The sequence below is a fragment of the Paenibacillus agri genome, from assembly GCF_013359945.1.
Classification (GTDB): Bacteria; Bacillota; Bacilli; order Paenibacillales; family Paenibacillaceae; genus Paenibacillus_AQ; species Paenibacillus_AQ agri.
In genome coordinates this window covers 111433-129534 of sequence record NZ_JABWCS010000214.1, presented here as the reverse complement: position 1 = coordinate 129534, position 18102 = coordinate 111433, and the positions used below count along the sequence as shown (strand labels likewise).

Here is an 18102-nt window from a genome sequence, read left to right as displayed (position 1 = left end):
CTATTTTAGCAGGGTGAATCATATCATTAGTAATATTGATCTTTCGCTCCTGAACTATTTTATACAAGCAAAGGTGGTGGTGTGGTGCTCTCCCGTCCTTCTATACGCCCTATGATTGCAGCCATACTCATATTATTCTGCTGCGTATTCCTGCCACTGATTCCCTCCGCATACCTGTCTGCCGATCCTGTCGGTACCGTCGCGCCTCCACCCGCTTCCCTTACTGATAATGAAGATACACGCAAGCTGCTGGAGCAGACCTTGTCTTCTGCCGAGATTGAGAAAGAAATCGCCCGGATTAGCAGTGAGCAGGAAGCTCTTGAGAACAAAGTGGCGGGGTTGGAAACTCAGGCGGCCGAACAAAAATCAGCAATTGCTGCTCAGCAGGAACGTGCCGGTGCCATTATCCGTTCTTATTATATGGGAGATCGGGATGGACTATTGGAAGCTTTTCTGTCCGCCAAAAGCATTAGCAGAGTGCTTGTTCTGTGGGATTACTACGAAATTATCATCGGGCGGGACCGCGATATTTTATCGCAGTATGAGAAGCAATACAAAAGTTTAAAAGCGACGCTTCAGGCTGCCAAACGAAGTTCACAAGAGCTGGCAACGCTCAAAAGCACACTCGAGGAGCAAAAGATCAGGGTAACGGCTCTACATAAGGAGATTGAAGGAGGAATCCGAGGCAGCAGTGATCCGGAAAGCATGAATGCTCTACTGAAAGAGTTCTCATTGTATTGGGAGAATATCGGACTTCACGAAGTAAAAACCTACTTTAAAGCATTAGCCTCCGCGATGAAGAATCTACCAGACTTTGTCCAGAACCGCGAAGGGCTGCTAACCCGCCAGGGAATGACTTATCAGCTAAGTCTTAAAGAAGAGGATCTCAATGATTTTTTACAGTCGCAGAACAAACTGTTCACCGATTTTGCTTTTCATTTCAATGAAGGCTCTGTGACCGCTTCGGGAAAAAGCGGCAAATTGTCACTGGCTCTAACCGGACACTATACGATCCAGAATGAACCGGTCAATGCGATGTTGTTCCATGTTGATAAAATTGTCTTTAACGGACTTGAACTGCCGGACACTACCAATCAAGCATTGGAAAAAGAATTCGATTTAGGCTTTTATCCGGCAAAAATCATCTCTTTCCTCCGGGCAACCGAGGTTGATAGCAAGGACGGCCTGCTTCAGGTCAAGCTTGCCGTCTCATTCTGATGTCTGCAGCTGCTTCTGAAGCTCTGTAGCATTCAGCTTGCCTTCAAGAAATAAGGCAACCGCCTCGGTCATTTTCTTCCAGCCGCCTTCCGGTTCATCATCGGGGGCGGCTTCTTCAGCCAGCAGCAACTGCGAATCGAACGGCAGTACTACACTCGATGGTGGCCCGGAACGATAGATTTCATCTAGCGCGGGCAGGCCCCCCGTTGTATCTAGCCAATCCAGCTGCGAAGTCGTTCCGGTGATAAAGGCCAGCCATTTCACTGCTTCTTCGGGGTGTTCGGACTGCGCAGGCAAAGCAAACGACCGGCTGTAAATACTCTCAATTCCATTAGTACCGCGCGCACCAAGCAGTCCTTCAGCCTTCAAGGAAGCATTCCCGTATCGTTTCCATTCCGAGTACGGAACAGCCGCAATGGCAATACTACCATCCTGAATTTTGTCCCAGACCTTATGGTCTGGTTGGCTGCTCAAATAAAAATCTCCCAACGCTTGCTGCAACCAATTTAGCGTCTCCGGCTTTACAGAGGTCATGCTGGTTCCCATAGACTCCAGTACAGCAGCAAATCCGTACGGAGTACGGGTATCCAAGGCAAGCAGATATTTATCCGGCTGTTTACGAAGGTTCTCCAACATGAGATTCCACTCATTCACATTTCGCGGCAATGAAGGCATTCCAAGTTCAGTTAGCCGCTGCGGGGAATACACCAGTACATAAGGATCAATATCTAGCGGCACGCCCCAGTCATATCCATTCCACTGCATTTGCGGGATTAGCCGGGTAAGCGGCGCACTGCCTGGAACACTTCTATATACATCAATAGGAAGCAGGTAGCCGTGTTTGGCCAGATCAAGTATCTTGCGCCCGTCGGTCATAATAATATCGGGACTGTCGCCGATAGTTAAATCCTTCAGCAAGATTTCCTCAGCATCCGTCTTCTCAATATTCTTCAAGTCTATTTTAACGCCGCTGGACAACGAATAGCTGCTGCTCAGCGCCTTTAGTTCCGTAAATTCCGCAGGGCTGAGAGCTACGGTAATCTGCAGGTTATCCACTGTCCCGACCTTGCTTGAATCGGGAAAAGCAGACGGGTTCTGCCTTCTATTGACCTCAAGCGGGCCATTGCTCGTATTTACCTGCATGCTCGGTGACAGACTTGTCAGCGACAGCAGCAGGATGGCAAACAGCAGCCAGTAGTTTTTGCGTCTCAGCACGATTGTTCTCCTCCCGGGCATTTCCTTTCCCCTATTCTACCAGACCCATTCCCCCTTGTCTGTATCTGTGAAAACGTTCTCTTTCTATTATATAGATTTGAAAAGACAGGGAATGCAAGAACTCTCGGAGTGCCTGGACGCTCCGCGTGCGGATTATTCTTCCGATCGGCTGTTATCCTCGGATTTCCTGATTTGAATAACCACCTATAGTGATTGAAATCCGAGGATAGCCTATGCTTCCGGTGCGAGCTTTCCTATGGAAAGCTTTTAGGCGAACGCTGCGCTTCTCCAGAATAATTCCGCCCTCTACGCTACGGCTTGCCACCTCAAAACATGATTCACTGCCTTTTCAGGTGGCAGGAGCAGCAAAAAGCCGGGAGTGATTAAACTCCCGGCGGTAAAACATAGGTTCCAGAGCGGATTAGAGCGGATTAGAGAGGCTATAAGCAATTAAAGGTAGAATTATGCTGCTAGAGCAGTTGGAGCGCTTAGAACCATTTTTAGGATGAATAGTGCGGTATAGTGACTTAGGACAACAATGACGATTAGGGCAAATGAGCTGTTACAGAAGATCCGCAGCCAGCTGAGCCAGGCGGGAACGCTCACCTTTTTCCAAGGTTATATGGCCGCTAATGCCTTGCTGCTTGAATTTTTCTACAATATAGCTGAGCCCATTGCTCGCTGCATCCAGATACGGGTGATCGATTTGCTCCGGGTCGCCCATGAGAATTACTTTACTTCCCTCACCGGCCCGGGAGACGATAGTCTTCACCTCATGACGGGAGAGGTTCTGCGCTTCATCGATAATAATGAATTGTGCAGGGATCGAGCGGCCGCGGATATAGGTCAACGCTTCAACCTGAATACTGCCAAGCCCCATCAGAATTTTATCAATATCCCCCGACTTCTTAGTATCGAACAGAAACTCGAGGTTATCATAAATCGGCTGCATCCACGGACGAAGCTTCTCATCCTTCTCGCCAGGCAAATATCCGATGTCTTTACCCATCGGTACGACCGGGCGGGCGATCAACAGCTTTTTGTATTTATGCTCGTCTTCTACCTTGAACAACCCGGCGGCAAGCGCCAATAATGTTTTACCTGTTCCCGCTTTGCCAGTAATGGTTACCAGCGGTATATCGTCATTCAGCAGCAGTTCCAGTGCCATGCGCTGCTGCGCATTCCGAGCGCTGATGCCCCAGACGGCATCATTCCCGAGATATAGCGGCTCCAGACGGGAAGCATCACTATTCACCTTGAGCAATGCGGATTTCCCGCTGCCGATTTCATCCTTGAGAATTACAAATTCATTAGGATACAGACGATAAGGCAGCTCCAGCTGCTTAATGGATAAATATCGGTTGCTGTAATATTCATCAATCAATGAAGGATGTACATGCAGCGCCTGATAGCCGGTATACAGCTCATTTAGATCTCCGGTACGGTCTGACAAATAATCCTCAGGCGTTATGCCAAGCACATCCGCCTTAATCCGCACCAATACATCTTTACTCACCAGCACGACAGGACGCGGCTCAGGCTTCTCATTCTCTTCAATTAAATAATTGAGCGCAACCGCCAAAATCCGGTTGTCGTTCGATACCTCACCGAACATCTCCTGAACCTTCACGAAGCTGCGGTGATTCAGTTCTACCTTCAGCATGCCTCCATGTTCCAGTTCCACTCCGCTGTGCAGGTGGCCCAGTTCCCGGAGTCCGTCCAGCAGACGGGACACGGTGCGGGCGTTACGGCCAATTTCATCGGCATTGCGCTTCTTGGAGTCGATTTCTTCCAATACAACTGCAGGAATAATGACTTCATGCTCCTTGAAAGAAAAAATCGAATTGGGGTCGTGCAACAGCACGTTGGTATCAAGCACAAATATTTTTTTCATGTTATCCCCTCCACAGCGCCTGGTTTGATTGGTCATACATAACTCTTTCCGTCATGGGAAAAGATAATCCCAGAACTAATCTTTGACCGAAAGGAGTAAGCACATATGAGAAAATCAATGTGTCTGTTGCTGGTACTGCTGCTGCTGACAAGCTGCGGTATCGCTAATAAGAAGACATCACCCTCTCCTCAGGATAAACAGTCGGCTCAGGCTGTAGGCAACAAAGGGGGCCACGAAGTTCGAAAACTGAATAATACCACTGCCGTACCGCTTTCATCCGCATCTCCGAACGGAGTGAATCATACGACCAAAGCGGGAAGCGAGATTGCGCTCAAGGATCACTTAGAGCAGCTGGCTAAAAGAGTACCCGGCGTAGATAATGCACACTGTGTAGTTATGGGTAAAACTGCGATTGTTGGTCTTGATGTCAAAGGCTCGCTTAGCAGATCGCGGGTCGGAAGCATCAAATATTCCGTAGCCGAAGCCATCCGCAAAGATCCGCGAAGCGTTAACGCCCTGGTCACTGCCGACATGGACCTTTCCAGCAGACTTGCCGAGCTGAGTAACCATATCTCTAAAGGCCGCCCTGTATCGGGATTCGCCTCAGAGCTGGCAGACATTGTCGGACGGATCATTCCGCAAATTCCCGAAGATACCAAGCCCAGAAAGCAATAACGTCATAAGTTGACAAAAAAAGCCCAGTGATGACCTCACCGGGCTTTTTGCATTGCAGCAAATACTTGTCCGTCCAGCTTCTCGGCTGCACGCTGATCGTATACTTTTACATATCGTGGAGCGGAGTCCAGCTTCGCGCCATAAAAAAGCGCGTTGCGCACCGCTTCAATTTCAACATCAAAGCAGCAAATATTAAAGGGCACATCGTCAAGACGATCCTGCCTAACCGCAGCACGTCCGTTGATGGCATGAACCGTGCTCTCGCCGAACACAGTAATTGTTACCATAGGGTTAACCTTCATATTGTTCACCAGCCGTGAACGATGATCCACTGCGATCCGTAACACGGAAGGGCTCACTGCATAAATCCACGAAATGGCCGTGGACGTAGGACCTGAAGTTTCGGCATCGACAGTGTTAAGCAGAACAAACGTCTCAGATTGCAGCATCGAAAGCAGGGATTCATTAAGCTGAGCAACGGCTTCGGACATGAGTACAGGCCCCCTATGACGCAAAAGTGCATTCAATTAAGTATATTATAACATAGCGAGAAACTTGCATTCAATTTTAGTTATTATTCTCTTCGCTAACACCAGCGATTCGGTTATGAAGACTCTGTCTCGCCGCCTCAAGCTCTTTCTCATTAATATATACATATGGACTTTTCCATGTGCCCGTTACAGGCTTGAACTCTACATGCTGCTTGGAAATGTTCCAATAGGTAGCGATCAAATCCTTCAGCTGGCTGTTTTCAACATCCGTCTTCATATTGTCATTTACGGCGTCCAGCATGCTGCCAATCTTCATGACACCACCGAATGATTGAACCTGATCGATCAATGCGTTCAACACTTCATTTTGCCGTCTGTTGCGGTCAAAGTCATCCGAGCCCTTTGTTTTTGGCTTGCAATTGGATTTGCGGTAGCGCACATAATCGAGCGCGTTATCACCGTTCAGCTCGGCCGGACCTTTTTTCAGATTAATATTGGTTCCATCTGCGCTATCCTTATAGCACATATCCGCACTGACGTTCACTTTGACGCCGCCGAGTGTATCAACGATATCCCGGAAGCCCTGGAAATCGAGAACTGTCACATAGTCTATTTTCACATTCAAGTACTTGCCCATCATGGTCTTCATTTCTTCCTCGGCCGAACCATCAGAGGTCTTTTCCTTGCTCTTGAAACGTGTATAGAACTCATTGATTTTCGTTTTTTTGTATCCATCCAGCTCCACATAGGTATCACGCGGGAGTGACACAACGGTGGCCGATTTGGTCTCCGGGTTCAGCGATGCTACCATGATGACATCTGTCAGGAAGGATTCATGCTTCGGCCGGCTGTCGGTTCCAAGAAGCAGTATCGTCAAGGGCTTAACTGTGGCAGACTGCTCAGGCGGAACTGGCTTGTCTATACCGGTATCCAAAATCCCGTGCTCCAGCTTCCAGTAAAGATAGCCTCCATAACCTAGACCACCAACAATGGCGACGATCAGAATAACAAGAAGTGCACGGCCGAGTCTGGCCCCAAACCCTCTCTTTTTAGCTTTCTTTTTGTTACCCTTTTTAGGAGCCCTTTTGGCAGGCTGCTTCCTGCCGTTTTCAGGTCTAGTGCTAGGATTCCCCGCAGATCTTCTCGGGGGTAGTTCATTATTGTTGCGTGTCATAATAGAATAAATTCCTTTTCAGTTCATTGGATTACAGGATAATACTGTTTATATAGACGATTTTAGCAGTAAAAAGTTGCGGACTAGGAGCGTTTCACTCCGCTGGCCGCCTTCCGCTTCTGCCTTGCTTCGACAAAATACCGCACCCGCACAAGCAGCATCAAACTGACGGCCACAAGCAGACATTGGATAATTGGAAGCTTGTCGTGCTGAAAAATAAGAAGCATCCCGGAGCCCAGCGCCATCATCACATAGAGAACAATTTCCTTGCCGATGGAGAGCTTCTGGTTCACTCGGAATACCTGATTGTAAACATAAGTAAGTAAGACGAAAATAACAATATAAGCAATAACAGGATGATTAGCGAACCAGGTTTGCATAGCTTTTAGTACACCCCTCCCGAATATAGTTACGCTTACATTATAACATCAGTCTATCATTTTAACCTCAAAATTCCTTCTATGTATCTCTTTGTGAAAAAATAAGCCGCCGGAATCTTAATTCCGACGGCTTATTAGATTCTTGCTTACACGCTTGCTTGTGCTTGTTTACGTTGCTTTTCAGCACGCTCGCGTTCGCTCTTGTTAAGGATCTTCTTACGCAGACGCACCGATTTCGGCGTGATTTCGCAATATTCATCATCATTCAAATATTCAAGCGCCTGTTCCAAAGAGAACATCCGTGGCGTTTTCATTTTTACAGTATCGTCCTTCGTTGCAGAACGAACGTTAGTCAATGCTTTTTCCTTACAAATATTAACGACGATATCATTGTCACGAGTATGCTCGCCGACGATCATACCTTCATAAATATCGGTTCCCGGCTCCAGGAACAGGATACCACGGTCTTCAACACCCATCATTCCGTAGAACGTGGAAGTTCCGGTCTCAGTGGACACCAGTACGCCTTGGTGACGTCCGCCTACTTGACCACCAATCAGTGGTGCATAGCTGTCGAATGCATGGTTCATTACACCGTAGCCGCGTGTCAATGTCAGGAAGTGTGTATTGTAACCGATCAGACCACGTGCAGGAATCAAGAATTCCAGACGAACCTGTCCAGTACCGTTGTTAATCATGTTTACCATCTCAGCCTTCCGGCTGCCCAGGCTCTCCATAACAGCACCCATGCTATCTTCCGGTACGTCGATCATCAGGCGCTCAAGCGGCTCCATTTTGACCCCATCGACTTCCTTAACGATAACCTCAGGCTTGGATACTTGCATTTCATAACCTTCACGGCGCATGTTCTCGATCAGGATACCGAGGTGAAGCTCACCGCGTCCCGATACTACGAATGCATCCGGGCTATCTGTTTCAAGTACGCGTAGACTGACATCTGTCTCCAGCTCTTTCATCAGACGTTCACGCAGCTTGCGGGAAGTTACCCATTTACCTTCTTTACCAGCAAACGGACTGTTGTTAACGAGGAATGTCATTTGCATGGTTGGCTCGTCAATCTTCAGGACAGGCAACGCCTCAGGATGTGCAGGATCAGCGATTGTCTCACCAATGTTGATGTCCTTGATACCGGCAATAGCAACGATGTCACCAGCGCCAGCTTCTTCTGCTTCTACACGCTTCAGACCTTGGAAGCCGAACAGCTTCTCAACACGTGCAGTCTTGCTCTTACCATCACGCATAATAACTGTTACGGACTGACCTTGTTTAACCACACCGCGGTTAACACGGCCAATGGCAATACGGCCAAGATATTCGTTGTAGTCCATCAGAGTTACCAGGAATTGCAGCGGCTCTTCGACACTTTCAGTTGGAGCAGGAATCTTCTCAACGATTGTTTCGTACAGGGCCAACATGTTGTCATCCTGTTTCTCTGGATCAAGGCTTGAAGTACCATTCAATCCGGAAGCATACACTACCGGGAATTCCAGCTGCTCGTCACTAGCTTCAAGCTCTATGAACAAATCAAGTACTTCGTCAATAACTTCCGCAGGACGGGCAGCCGGACGGTCGATTTTGTTCACAACGACGATCGGTTTCAAATTCTGTTCCAGCGCTTTACGAAGTACGAACTTCGTTTGTGGCATACAACCTTCATAAGCGTCAACAACGAGCACTACGCCGTCAACCATCTTCATAATCCGCTCAACCTCACCGCCGAAGTCGGCGTGTCCAGGGGTATCTACAATGTTGATCAAGAACTCTTTATAGGTAATTGCAGTATTTTTGGCAAGGATCGTAATTCCGCGTTCACGCTCCAGATCGTTGGAGTCCATGGCGCGTTCCTGAAGGGTCTCATGGGCACTGAAAATACCGGACTGCTGCAGAAGCTGGTCAACCAGTGTTGTTTTACCATGGTCAACGTGGGCAATAATCGCAATGTTGCGAATGTCTTTTCTTGAATGCATGATTTGTATCCAAATCCTCTCATTTATCAAATTAAATCTGTTCAAATTCTGAGCATGTCACGACAATCTCACAAAAGAAGCGCCTGGCGGAAAGCCGACGCTTTATCATAACATTAATTTTATAGTGAAAGCACCATGAAAAGCAAGTCTTTTTATGAAAAAAACACACTGGTTTTCGCTTAAATTTTTCCTATTTATATGCTTGTTTGTGCAAATGCCGGTTACCAGCCGCCATTCCATTTCTTCCCGCCCCGCGATTTGCCACGTCCGGCAATCAACCAGAGACCCGCCAGGACCAAAACAGCACCAAGTACATAGAGGAATCCTGTTCCAAGTAAGCTGAATACTAACAAGACAAGACTAAGCAAGCCAATTACAGCGGAACCAACTGCGAGCCCCCTACTCCGGTAAGGAGAATAGAGCGAATATTGATATAGTCCTAACGCAATGCCAATCAGTAACAGCGGCCATAAATGTCTCATCAGGCCCCAGCCCCAAATATTACAGAGTCCGAACAGAATGCCATACACGGTCAGAACTCCAGCAGGAATCAGCAGGGTAGCAGACACCCGGCGATTGAAGAACAATACATACAGCAAAAGGCCCGGAAGCAGAATCACGAGGGGCCAGAGTGCCCGCCCCAAAAATCCGAAGACTCCCAGCTTCCCGAATAAAATCACGATGCCGGCAGCGGCAATGAAAATCCCAAGCTTCATGTCATTTTTGGAAGACATCTCTCTCATCCATCCCTTCATGGTTCAACATCACTTCCTGCTTCTTCGAGCACTTCAGCCCCGAATTACGACAGAATTCACTTTCATTTTAGCTGAAAACGGGTCAAAACACCACATTCTTCTATCTCTTCTCATTATGGACAGGATACTACGTACTCTAACCAAAAAAAGGATGGCCTCTTGAGAGACCACCCTTGCACGCCTTGCTTCAAACGATTCTGGCAGCACGTCGCTTGATCGCTCCAGTTACTACCACCACAATACCCAAGAAGAGCGGAAGCGAGGAATGTAGCGACGGCAAAGCCAAAGAAACCATCGGTCCTAATTTGGTGTCCTGCAGCAGCATATCCCCCGCAGTATAAGCTAAAATATAAGCGCCGATGAAGACCAGCAATGGAAAACGGTGCAGCAAATTCACTATAATTCCACTGCCCCAGACGACAATCGGAATGCTGAGCGCGATACCAATGACAATCAGAGACAAATCTCCTTGGGCTAAACCTGCAATAGCCAGTACATTATCAAGGCTCATAATGAAATCAGCCAGAAGAATTGTCCGAATCGATTTCCAGATCGTAGATACTCCGGATATCCTCAGCGTGTTCTCTTCCTCCACCAACAGCTTAAAGGAAATCCACAGCAGCAAAAGTCCGCCGCCCGCCTGAATAAAGGGAATTTTAAGCAGCAGAACTGCGGCAAAGGTCAAAAGGCAACGCAGAAGCACTGCCCCGGCTGCTCCCCACCACACTGCCATTTTACGATGATGCTCTGGAAGATCCTTGCTGGCCAGTGCAATTACCATAGCATTATCTCCGCTAAGCACCAGATTGATCATCAAAATTTCACCTAGCAGCACAATTGAATCCATACTTCTACCCCCTCGAACTACATGTAATTACATGTATGTCCGAAAGTGACAAGCTATGCTTGCTGTCCCATTTTTCAGAGGTGATGAATAAAAAGTTGTTAGAACCATTCCTCCTGCAGTCCAGCTTCTACACTAACCACCTCTGCTGGCTTTTCATCTCCATATGGCGTAATTTCAATAGTCTCGGTAGCCGCCACAGCTTCTGCCAGCAGCGCCGAATAACCTGGAAGCGTCGCTTCTATCTTCTCTACAATCCTCAGATTGGGATTGGTAGTTGGGGACTTCGGAACGAACAAGGTGCAGCAATCTTCATAGGGAAGAATGGATAAGTCATAGGTCCCGATTTGCTTGGACAGGTCCACAATTTCGCTCTTGTCCATCATAACGAGCGGGCGGAGCAGCGGGAGCTGCGTAGCGCGTCCGATAACGTTCATGCTCGGTAGTGTCTGGCTGGCGACCTGTCCGAGACTATCGCCCGTTACCAGAGCCAGTGCTCCCTCCCGCTCGGCAATGCCAGTGGCGATTCTCAGCATAGCCCGGCGCATCAGCGTAATAATTAAATTGTCCTGTCCGATACCCGTAAAAGAAGTCTGAACCTCTGTGAACGGAACCAGATGCAGCTTGATTACCCCTGCATATCTGGAGAGTACTCGTGCCAGGTCAACGACTTTTTGGCGAGCCAGTTCACTGGTATACGGATAGCTGTAAAAATGAATGCATTCGACCTCAAGCCCTCTGCGCATAGAAGACCACGCGGCTACTGGGCTATCGATACCGCCCGACAGCAATAGCAAAGCCTTGCCATTGGTACCGAGCGGGAAACCCCCGACTCCCTCAATATTTTCACAGAAAATATAAGTATGATTCTGACGGATCTCTATCCGCAGCTCCAGTTTTGGCGATTTGACATCCACCGTCAGGCCGGGATAACCCTGCAAGAGCGGAGTAGCCACCAGCTTGTTCATCTCGATGGAGCCATAAGGGAAGTCTTTCCATACCCGGCGGGCATTCACCTTGAAGGTCGTGCCAGGCGCAGGCGCCAATCTCACTAATAGCTCACGGCTTACTGCTACAATCTGTTCCAGCTCGGAGGGAGCACATTTCACTGGACTAACGGAGGCGATACCGAATACATTTTTCAGGGCACCAGCAACCTCAGCAGCAGGCTCCCCATTTAGCTCGGCATAGATGCGTCCGAATTCTTTACTGAGTACAATGCCGGGATACGGCTTGATAATTTCTTTGACATGGCGTAGTACCGTCCGTTCAAACCGTGCACGGTTCTTGCCTTTTAAAGTAAACTCTCCGAAACGTAAAAGCAGCATATCGGCGTATTCAATACTGCTGCCGGGAATCGGCTGGACTTCATTGTTGGCACTCATGATTTATTCACGCCTCCTTCTGCAATCTTCAAATCCTGTACCGCTTTAATCAACGCCTTTTCCAAGGCCGTAATATCCTCAAAAGTATGCTTGTCACCGAAGCTAATCCGAATGCCCCCCAGCGCTTCCCGGGCAGAGCGCCCCATCGATAGAAGCACGCGGCTCGGCTCAGCTAGCCGGGAAGAACAAGCGGAACGGGTGGATACGGCCATGCCCAGTTCTTCCAGCTTACGGGCCATGACTTCACCCTTCATACCGGGATAGGAAAAATGCACAATATGAGGCGCACCCTCCTCCCCGCTGTTCACGACAAATTCCGGAATGCCGCTCAGAAAATGCAACAACCTGTCACGTAGCGGTACAAGCTGATCATATAATTGTTGTCGTCCTTCCCCGCTCATTCGCACAGCCTTGGCGGAGGCTACAATTGCCGGGACATTCTCCGTGCCAGCCCGCAATCCCTCTTCATGGGAGCCACCGGTCAGCAGTGGTGCAAGCGCAACGCCTTCCTTAACGTAGAGCAGGCCCGCACCGCGCGGTCCGCGAACTTTATGGGGGGATAGGCTGTACAGATCGGCCTTCCATACATTCAGCTCTACGGGAAGCTTCCCGAAGCCCTGTACTCCATCCACATGGAATAACGTCCGGGGATTCGCTGATTTTACCAGCGCCCCGATCTCCTTCAAGGGCTGAACTGTACCGATCTCATTATTAACATGCATGACGCTGACCAACACTGTATCTTTGCGCACAGCAGCAGCAACAGCAGCAGGATTCACTATACCATTGGCATCAGGAGCGATAAAGGTGATTTCCCATCCCCGCTGCTGCAGCTGCAGACAGCTCTCATAGACAGACGGATGCTCAAGCTCCGTAGTCACCAAGTGACGGCCCCGGCTCTCATATTGGAGAGCCGCACCCTTGATAGCAAGGTTATTGCTCTCTGTAGCCCCTGACGTGAAGAGAATCTCCTCTGGCTTGACTCCAATAGCCGCCGCACAGACTTCCCGCGCCCGTCTGACCAGCCTCCCCGCCTCCATGCCCGCTTTGTGCAGAGAGGAAGGATTGGCATAGTGGAGTTTCATGATTTGTTCCATCGTCTGGACCACCTCTTCATAAGGCGGAGCAGCGGCGGCGTAATCCCAGTAAAGCATATATCGTTAGTCTCCTTTATTTCTAATAGGTTGAGGATTTTAGACGGTACAAGTACAGTCTTCTGATTCTACACTATATGAGCTTGTTCAAAAAGCCTTCCTTTAATCAGCAAGCAGAAATCCTTTCTGCTCCTGATACAGAGAAAAGGATCAAACAGGCTGCCGGGGCATGTAGCCCAGGGAGGAAGTCCCGTTTGATCCTTTTTATTATACCGCGTATTGTGCGCGGGCGCGTTCTATTTTATAGATATAAGCCTGGGTCTCTTTAGGAAGCTGGGACAAATTGGCCATCAGTTCCTGATCATTGCTGACGCCAAGTTTCGTCACCCGGCCCGGACCGGCATTATAAGCTGCCAGCGCCATTCTTTCTTCACCGCCGAAGCGTTGAAGCTGGTACGACAAATACCGTACGCCCCCGTCGATGCTTTGCGCCGGATCGAATGGATTGGATACCCCAAGCCCACTGGCCGTGCCATCCATCAGCTGCATCAAACCTTTGGCTCCAGCGGAGGATACCACATTGGGATTAAAAGAGGATTCCGTATCAATTACAGCTTTGATCAAATCAACCGGTACACCGTATTTAGCGCTTGCCGCCTGAATAAGATCCTCATAATCGGTGGATTTGGTTCCCGTTATTTCCCCGGAAATGCTTCCCGATGACTGTGCGCCAAGATTCTGCCAGAGAAGCGGGCTGTCTGCGGCCATACCGGCCAGAGCAGCAGCGCTATCAAGACTCCTCAGCGAATCACCCTGTGCGGTCCCTTCCTGCAGCATCGCTGAGAACACGGCAGACGATTTCCCCGTAACCGGAGTATCCTTCACCTTGTCTGCAGGTCCTGTCACTGCACCTGTTTTCAGATTGACCCATTTCAATTGACCAGCCCCGTTGGCTTGTACCGGATTAATCCCCATGCTGACATTCCTTTCTTTTAGCTATATAAGACGAACTTAAGATCGAACTTAAGGCTCGGTCGTCACTACGGCGGAATGTTTGGACTTCCGGCCGCTGTTGTCCCCAGATTTCTTCTAACCACTTTTAGCGGTTGAAATCTGGTGAGCTAATGCTTCCGATGCGAGCTTTCCTACGGAAAGCTTTCAGGCGGTCGCTTTCGCTCCTACAGTTCCAAACTTCCCCCTTCGTTCCTCTTCGCTCTTCGTTACTTTCTTTTGTTCATCTTATATATTCTCTATATTGAATTCTTCACATTTCATTTTTAAAATACGCCTTCATCTTACATTTTATTTGAAATGTTTGCTATATGAGGCATCAAAAAACAGACTTCAGACCTGTATATTTAGGTCTAGAAGCCTGTTTCGATGTCGATATTTCCGTTTTCCACCAGCGCTTGTCAGCGTGCAAATGGTGTCATTACAAAATAGCTCAGCGCAGCAACAATTCCCAGTCCTATAGCCCACGCGCCTGTCGTCTTTTGACCTCTGGCATAGGCAAAATAACCAATCACTGCGGCTGCCGGCCCCAGCACGATCGACCAGATGAACAAGGACAAGATGCCGAAGGCCAGACCTGTATAGCCCATTACACGACTTCCACTGTCCGTTCCATCCACTTCATCGTCTTCAGTTCTGTCCTTGACCGTAGCATTTTGTAGTTGCGTTGGAACGGGACTTACTTCAGCAGCATATTCCTCACGATGTTCGCGTTCCCGGCGCGGATAATCGACTCTACGGGGACGCAGAATGACTTTTTTACGATCAGAGGTCTCTTCCGACCGTTCAGGTTCGTTATCATAGTTATCCATGAGTGGGCCTCCTAAGAGTTCGGCTTAAACGTCAGACAGCAGGTTGCGGATGAGGTATTGGCATGATCTTTATGATCGCCATGAATCAGTTCTTCAGCGAATTCTTCTTTAAAATGACTACCCGTGTGCTTGTCAATTTCAATGATGATTTCTTCGGCCCTGCAAATGTTGCTTTCTCCCCAATAATGACAGTTGCTGACACTGCACTTTACGAACGGCTTTTGAGCGTTTGGCATCATCATCACCTCGGCTTCATTATGTCCGAGCAGACAATTAGCTATGCGATTCACCGCTTCCAGTTGATTCCCGAACGATGCTGGCCCTGAGAACGCCCACAGGGACCGCCCCCGCTGAACACCGAGCCGAGGCCTGCTGGTTCACGCAAAAAAGGATCAGCACCCATGAATTGGGTTACTGATCCTAAATAAACGTTTTGGATAAGACTACACCTGATTTTGCATGCGCTTCTCAGTCAAATAATCATTCTCATAATAAGTCAGATCATCGCGCAATTCTTCATACAATTTGGTAATGTCCAGAATGATATCACGGGCTGGACGTACTGGCTTCTTGCGGAAACGGATAGCATCCTGCCCTGTATAGGCATAACGACCGTCTTCGGAGTAGCTTTCATTCTTGGGATAAAAGAAGTTATTCACACCATAATGGTACACATTATAAAGCGCTTTCTGCGCAAATGATTCATCAAATGTGGCACGGCGCAAAGCAACTCCCAGCTTCTCATAAGACATCTCGGAGAATACCAGCACATGACGCAGATCGGACAGAAACCCTTCATAGAAATGCACAGTTTCCTCATCCTGCTCGGTAACAAGCTGCGGTAATGCGTGCTGGTTCAGGAACAGCTCCACTTTATCGATAGCGATCTTAAGCTTTTCTCTCGTCGTTTCACATAATTTCTGCACATTAGCTGACATGGCGGTTGCTCCCCCTTATTATTCCTTACTCTTGCCGTCGCTTACGTTCAATTTACACTTTTCACAGTTCACAGTTCACAGTTCAAGTTTCATTAGTTATGATGTTCCGATGTAATCTTACAAGTTCAGGAATTCAATCCTGGGGTCTTCTATCTTCTGATATTATCATAAAAAACGAGCCTGCGGTATCCCTTTTCTGCAATGCATAAAACAGGCTTCCGTTTCTCAATCTATGGAGACTACAAAGCCATGGAGGAACGGAAATCATGTCACGAAAAAATTTAAGAATTGCTGGTCTGCTGACCGCCATATTTACGGTTGTTCTGCTGACCTTCGCCTTACGGCCGGCAGAGAAGGGAAATACGCCGCTTAGACAAGCCTCAGTCCCCGGCCCCAAGCAGGAGAAAATATTGAAGAAAACTACACTTTCCCAAGATGTCACAGCAACGGACCGGTTGAACCGGGTGGATGTAAGCCAACATCTGACAAGCTTGCTCAACAAGGCACATGGGGCTTCCTTTAAGGATGTTTCAGTGTATGCAGAGCACCTTAAGCAGGAACACGGGCATTTTGCCATGCTGACATGGTTAGATTTCCGTAGCAATAAGACCACCACCTTCAAATCCGACCCTCCTCAAGGCAGCGATCAGGAGAATAAAACACTGCAGAAGTACCTGAAGCTAGCCAAGTCCAGCTTAAAAAATCACAAGTCCTACGAATCGCCCACTTTTGTGGTCGGCCAGGAAAAATATTATTTTATGGGCCAACGTGACAAGGAAGGCAGTATCGGCGTAATTGCGCTGATTAATCAGAAAGTCCTGGGCAAAGTTGCCGATCATCAGCTCAAGAACCTTCGCCTCATTCCTTACCCCAAAGAAGGGAAATTCCGTGTTGAATCTGTGCATACCGATACCCTCGGTGAACTGACAGTCAAGACCGGACATGACAATCAGAATGCCAGCCATTTTTATGAAAATGAGATCGTAGTCCGTTTCCCGAACGGCCATCCCACTCAAGGGCAGCTGCAGACAATTGTCGCTGACATCAACGGCAAAGAACCGCGTAAATTGGGCTACGCTTATATTTTCCGCTCGGAGAAGATGAGTTTTTATCAGCTCAAATCCTATTTCGATAACAAATGGCATCCGGAGTATACGGAACCACACTACTTATATTTAACGAATGATACCGTCTCTGAAACAAATCCGGAGGTTATTACGCCCAACGACTTGCTTTACTCCACTTACCAGTGGAATTTACCGGCGATTGAGACAGGACAGGGATGGAATTTAAATAAAGGCAGTAAGGATGTCATTGTCGGAGTCGTAGATACCGGCGTGCAGGCCAGCCATCCCGATCTGCAGGGCAAGCTTCTGCCCGGCTACAATGCCGTGACGAAGGGCTCTACTCCGGATGATGATGTGGGTCATGGAACACATGTAACGGGCATTATCGGAGCGCTGGTCAACAATGGCGAGGGTGTCGCGGGGATTAGCTGGTACAACAAGATTTTGCCGGTAAAAGCACTCGATAACTCCGGGGCGGGAACCACCTACTCGGTCGCTGAAGGCATCATTTGGGCCGCCGACAACGGGGCCAAGGTCATTAACCTCAGTCTCGGGAACTATGCCGACTCCCAATTTCTGCACGATGCCATCAAATATGCTTATGACCGGGACGTAGTCCTTGTCTCGGCCTCAGGAAACGATAATACGGAGCGGCCGGGATACCCTGCCGCCTATCCGGAAGTGCTAGCTGTAGCTGCAACCAACGCTTCACACCAGCGGGCATCGTTCTCCAATTACGGTGATTATGTGGACGTTGCCGCTCCTGGGGAAAGCATTGCCAGCACATATCCGGACAGCCAGTATGCGGCATTGTCTGGCACATCTATGGCAAGCCCCCATGTAGCAGCGCTGGCCGCATTGGTTCGATCCCTGAATCCCGATCTGAGCAACCAAGAGGTCATGGATCTGTTGATGAAAAATGCAATTGACCTCGGCACCCCGGGTCATGACAAATATTACGGCTGGGGTCAGGTCGATATCTACAAGACCCTGCAGGCAGCCTCTGGCAATCCCGTCCCGCTACAGCTCTGGCCACAGCATGTCCGGCAGCAACTTAACCAGTTGAAGCAGAGAATGGGTGTTAACCCTTGATAAAACTTGCGAATGACGTGGTAATACGTACTTGCATCTGGTAATGTAATCGCGGCTCAGTACGGTGCT

Annotated in this window: 17 protein-coding genes; 3 read left to right on the top strand and 14 right to left on the bottom strand. The window is 48.7% G+C overall.

All coding sequences use genetic code 11. From position 1 onward, the window contains the following. Window positions 1-84 precede the first annotated feature (84 nt). Window positions 85-1218 carry a coiled-coil domain-containing protein gene (locus tag HPT30_RS18755; RefSeq protein ID WP_312876353.1) on the top strand — a complete coding sequence of 378 codons (1134 nt, stop codon included), beginning with the start codon at window positions 85-87 and terminating at the stop codon, window positions 1216-1218. Here HPT30_RS18755 and HPT30_RS18750 read toward each other — a convergent pair. Beyond that, the gene (locus tag HPT30_RS18750) at window positions 1210-2433 is read right to left on the bottom strand and encodes an ABC transporter substrate-binding protein (protein ID WP_175372867.1); all 1224 of its coding nucleotides are present in this window, start codon (window positions 2431-2433) and stop codon (window positions 1210-1212) included. The two genes, HPT30_RS18755 and HPT30_RS18750, sit on opposite strands and share 9 nt — an antisense overlap. Before the next feature lie 562 nt (window positions 2434-2995). Beyond that, window positions 2996-4327 (bottom strand): PhoH family protein, encoded by a 1332-nt coding sequence (locus HPT30_RS18745; protein WP_175372866.1) that lies wholly within the window; start codon window positions 4325-4327, stop codon window positions 2996-2998. A gap of 105 nt (window positions 4328-4432) precedes the next feature. On the opposite strand from HPT30_RS18745, the gene HPT30_RS18740 reads away from it, so the two are divergent. Then, complete coding sequence (locus HPT30_RS18740) at window positions 4433-5002, top strand: YhcN/YlaJ family sporulation lipoprotein (protein ID WP_175372865.1); 570 nt, start codon at window positions 4433-4435, stop codon at window positions 5000-5002. 35 nt (window positions 5003-5037) lie between these two features. On the opposite strand, the gene HPT30_RS18735 is transcribed toward HPT30_RS18740, so the two are convergent. The 12 genes from HPT30_RS18735 to HPT30_RS18680 form a co-directional block, all read right to left on the bottom strand. Then, complete coding sequence (locus HPT30_RS18735; protein ID WP_066364192.1) at window positions 5038-5493, bottom strand: PNPOx family protein; 456 nt, start codon at window positions 5491-5493, stop codon at window positions 5038-5040. A 76-nt stretch (window positions 5494-5569) separates the two neighbouring features. Beyond that, window positions 5570-6667 (bottom strand): LCP family protein, encoded by a 1098-nt coding sequence (locus tag HPT30_RS18730; protein WP_175372864.1) that lies wholly within the window; start codon window positions 6665-6667, stop codon window positions 5570-5572. An 83-nt stretch (window positions 6668-6750) separates the two neighbouring features. Next, window positions 6751-7047 (bottom strand): YlaH-like family protein, encoded by a 297-nt coding sequence (locus HPT30_RS18725; protein WP_175372863.1) that lies wholly within the window; start codon window positions 7045-7047, stop codon window positions 6751-6753. A gap of 146 nt (window positions 7048-7193) precedes the next feature. Beyond that, window positions 7194-9035, bottom strand: a complete 1842-nt coding sequence (gene typA / locus HPT30_RS18720; protein WP_175372862.1) for a translational GTPase TypA — start codon at window positions 9033-9035, stop codon at window positions 7194-7196. A 221-nt stretch (window positions 9036-9256) separates the two neighbouring features. Continuing rightward, window positions 9257-9790 carry a hypothetical protein gene (locus HPT30_RS18715; protein ID WP_312876352.1) on the bottom strand — a complete coding sequence of 178 codons (534 nt, stop codon included), beginning with the start codon at window positions 9788-9790 and terminating at the stop codon, window positions 9257-9259. 187 nt (window positions 9791-9977) lie between these two features. Continuing rightward, window positions 9978-10637 carry a TerC family protein gene (locus tag HPT30_RS18710; protein ID WP_175372861.1) on the bottom strand — a complete coding sequence of 220 codons (660 nt, stop codon included), beginning with the start codon at window positions 10635-10637 and terminating at the stop codon, window positions 9978-9980. 98 nt (window positions 10638-10735) lie between these two features. Then, window positions 10736-12019 carry a tRNA uracil 4-sulfurtransferase ThiI gene (gene thiI, locus HPT30_RS18705; RefSeq protein WP_175372860.1) on the bottom strand — a complete coding sequence of 428 codons (1284 nt, stop codon included), beginning with the start codon at window positions 12017-12019 and terminating at the stop codon, window positions 10736-10738. Next, entirely contained in the window at window positions 12016-13173 is a 1158-nt protein-coding gene (locus HPT30_RS18700) for a cysteine desulfurase family protein (RefSeq protein ID WP_175372859.1), read from the bottom strand. Before HPT30_RS18700 ends, thiI begins: the two co-directional genes overlap by 4 nt. 207 nt (window positions 13174-13380) lie before the next feature. Further along, window positions 13381-14088, bottom strand: coding sequence for a lytic transglycosylase domain-containing protein (locus HPT30_RS18695; protein WP_175372858.1), 708 nt, complete (start codon window positions 14086-14088; stop codon window positions 13381-13383). A gap of 437 nt (window positions 14089-14525) precedes the next feature. Further along, window positions 14526-14936 carry a hypothetical protein gene (locus HPT30_RS18690; protein ID WP_175372857.1) on the bottom strand — a complete coding sequence of 137 codons (411 nt, stop codon included), beginning with the start codon at window positions 14934-14936 and terminating at the stop codon, window positions 14526-14528. An 11-nt stretch (window positions 14937-14947) separates the two neighbouring features. Next, the gene (locus HPT30_RS18685; RefSeq protein ID WP_175372937.1) at window positions 14948-15172 is read right to left on the bottom strand and encodes a DUF1540 domain-containing protein; all 225 of its coding nucleotides are present in this window, start codon (window positions 15170-15172) and stop codon (window positions 14948-14950) included. Between the two features lie 207 nt (window positions 15173-15379). Further along, window positions 15380-15874, bottom strand: coding sequence for a YpuI family protein (locus tag HPT30_RS18680; RefSeq protein ID WP_066364215.1), 495 nt, complete (start codon window positions 15872-15874; stop codon window positions 15380-15382). 266 nt (window positions 15875-16140) lie between these two features. Between HPT30_RS18680 and HPT30_RS18675 the strand changes: the two genes are divergently transcribed. Continuing rightward, window positions 16141-18033, top strand: a complete 1893-nt coding sequence (locus HPT30_RS18675; RefSeq protein ID WP_175372856.1) for a S8 family peptidase — start codon at window positions 16141-16143, stop codon at window positions 18031-18033. Window positions 18034-18102: the final 69 nt, after the last annotated feature.

Bases quoted from the DNA above. Each gene is read 5' to 3' on its own strand.
- HPT30_RS18680 (WP_066364215.1), bottom strand. From the start codon at position 15,874: ATGTCAGCTAATGTGCAGAAATTATGTGAAACGACGAGAGAAAAGCTT.
- HPT30_RS18700 (WP_175372859.1), bottom strand. From the start codon at position 13,173: ATGCTTTACTGGGATTACGCCGCCGCTGCTCCGCCTTATGAAGAGGTG.
- HPT30_RS18725 (WP_175372863.1), bottom strand. From the start codon at position 7,047: ATGCAAACCTGGTTCGCTAATCATCCTGTTATTGCTTATATTGTTATT.
- typA (WP_175372862.1), bottom strand. From the start codon at position 9,035: ATGCATTCAAGAAAAGACATTCGCAACATTGCGATTATTGCCCACGTT.
- HPT30_RS18690 (WP_175372857.1), bottom strand. From the start codon at position 14,936: ATGGATAACTATGATAACGAACCTGAACGGTCGGAAGAGACCTCTGAT.
- thiI (WP_175372860.1), bottom strand. From the start codon at position 12,019: ATGAGTGCCAACAATGAAGTCCAGCCGATTCCCGGCAGCAGTATTGAA.
- HPT30_RS18735 (WP_066364192.1), bottom strand. From the start codon at position 5,493: ATGTCCGAAGCCGTTGCTCAGCTTAATGAATCCCTGCTTTCGATGCTG.
- HPT30_RS18685 (WP_175372937.1), bottom strand. From the start codon at position 15,172: ATGCCAAACGCTCAAAAGCCGTTCGTAAAGTGCAGTGTCAGCAACTGT.
- HPT30_RS18745 (WP_175372866.1), bottom strand. From the start codon at position 4,327: ATGAAAAAAATATTTGTGCTTGATACCAACGTGCTGTTGCACGACCCC.
- HPT30_RS18740 (WP_175372865.1), top strand. From the start codon at position 4,433: ATGAGAAAATCAATGTGTCTGTTGCTGGTACTGCTGCTGCTGACAAGC.
- HPT30_RS18730 (WP_175372864.1), bottom strand. From the start codon at position 6,667: ATGACACGCAACAATAATGAACTACCCCCGAGAAGATCTGCGGGGAAT.
- HPT30_RS18675 (WP_175372856.1), top strand. From the start codon at position 16,141: ATGTCACGAAAAAATTTAAGAATTGCTGGTCTGCTGACCGCCATATTT.
- HPT30_RS18710 (WP_175372861.1), bottom strand. From the start codon at position 10,637: ATGGATTCAATTGTGCTGCTAGGTGAAATTTTGATGATCAATCTGGTG.
- HPT30_RS18715 (WP_312876352.1), bottom strand. From the start codon at position 9,790: ATGAAGGGATGGATGAGAGAGATGTCTTCCAAAAATGACATGAAGCTT.
- HPT30_RS18695 (WP_175372858.1), bottom strand. From the start codon at position 14,088: ATGGGGATTAATCCGGTACAAGCCAACGGGGCTGGTCAATTGAAATGG.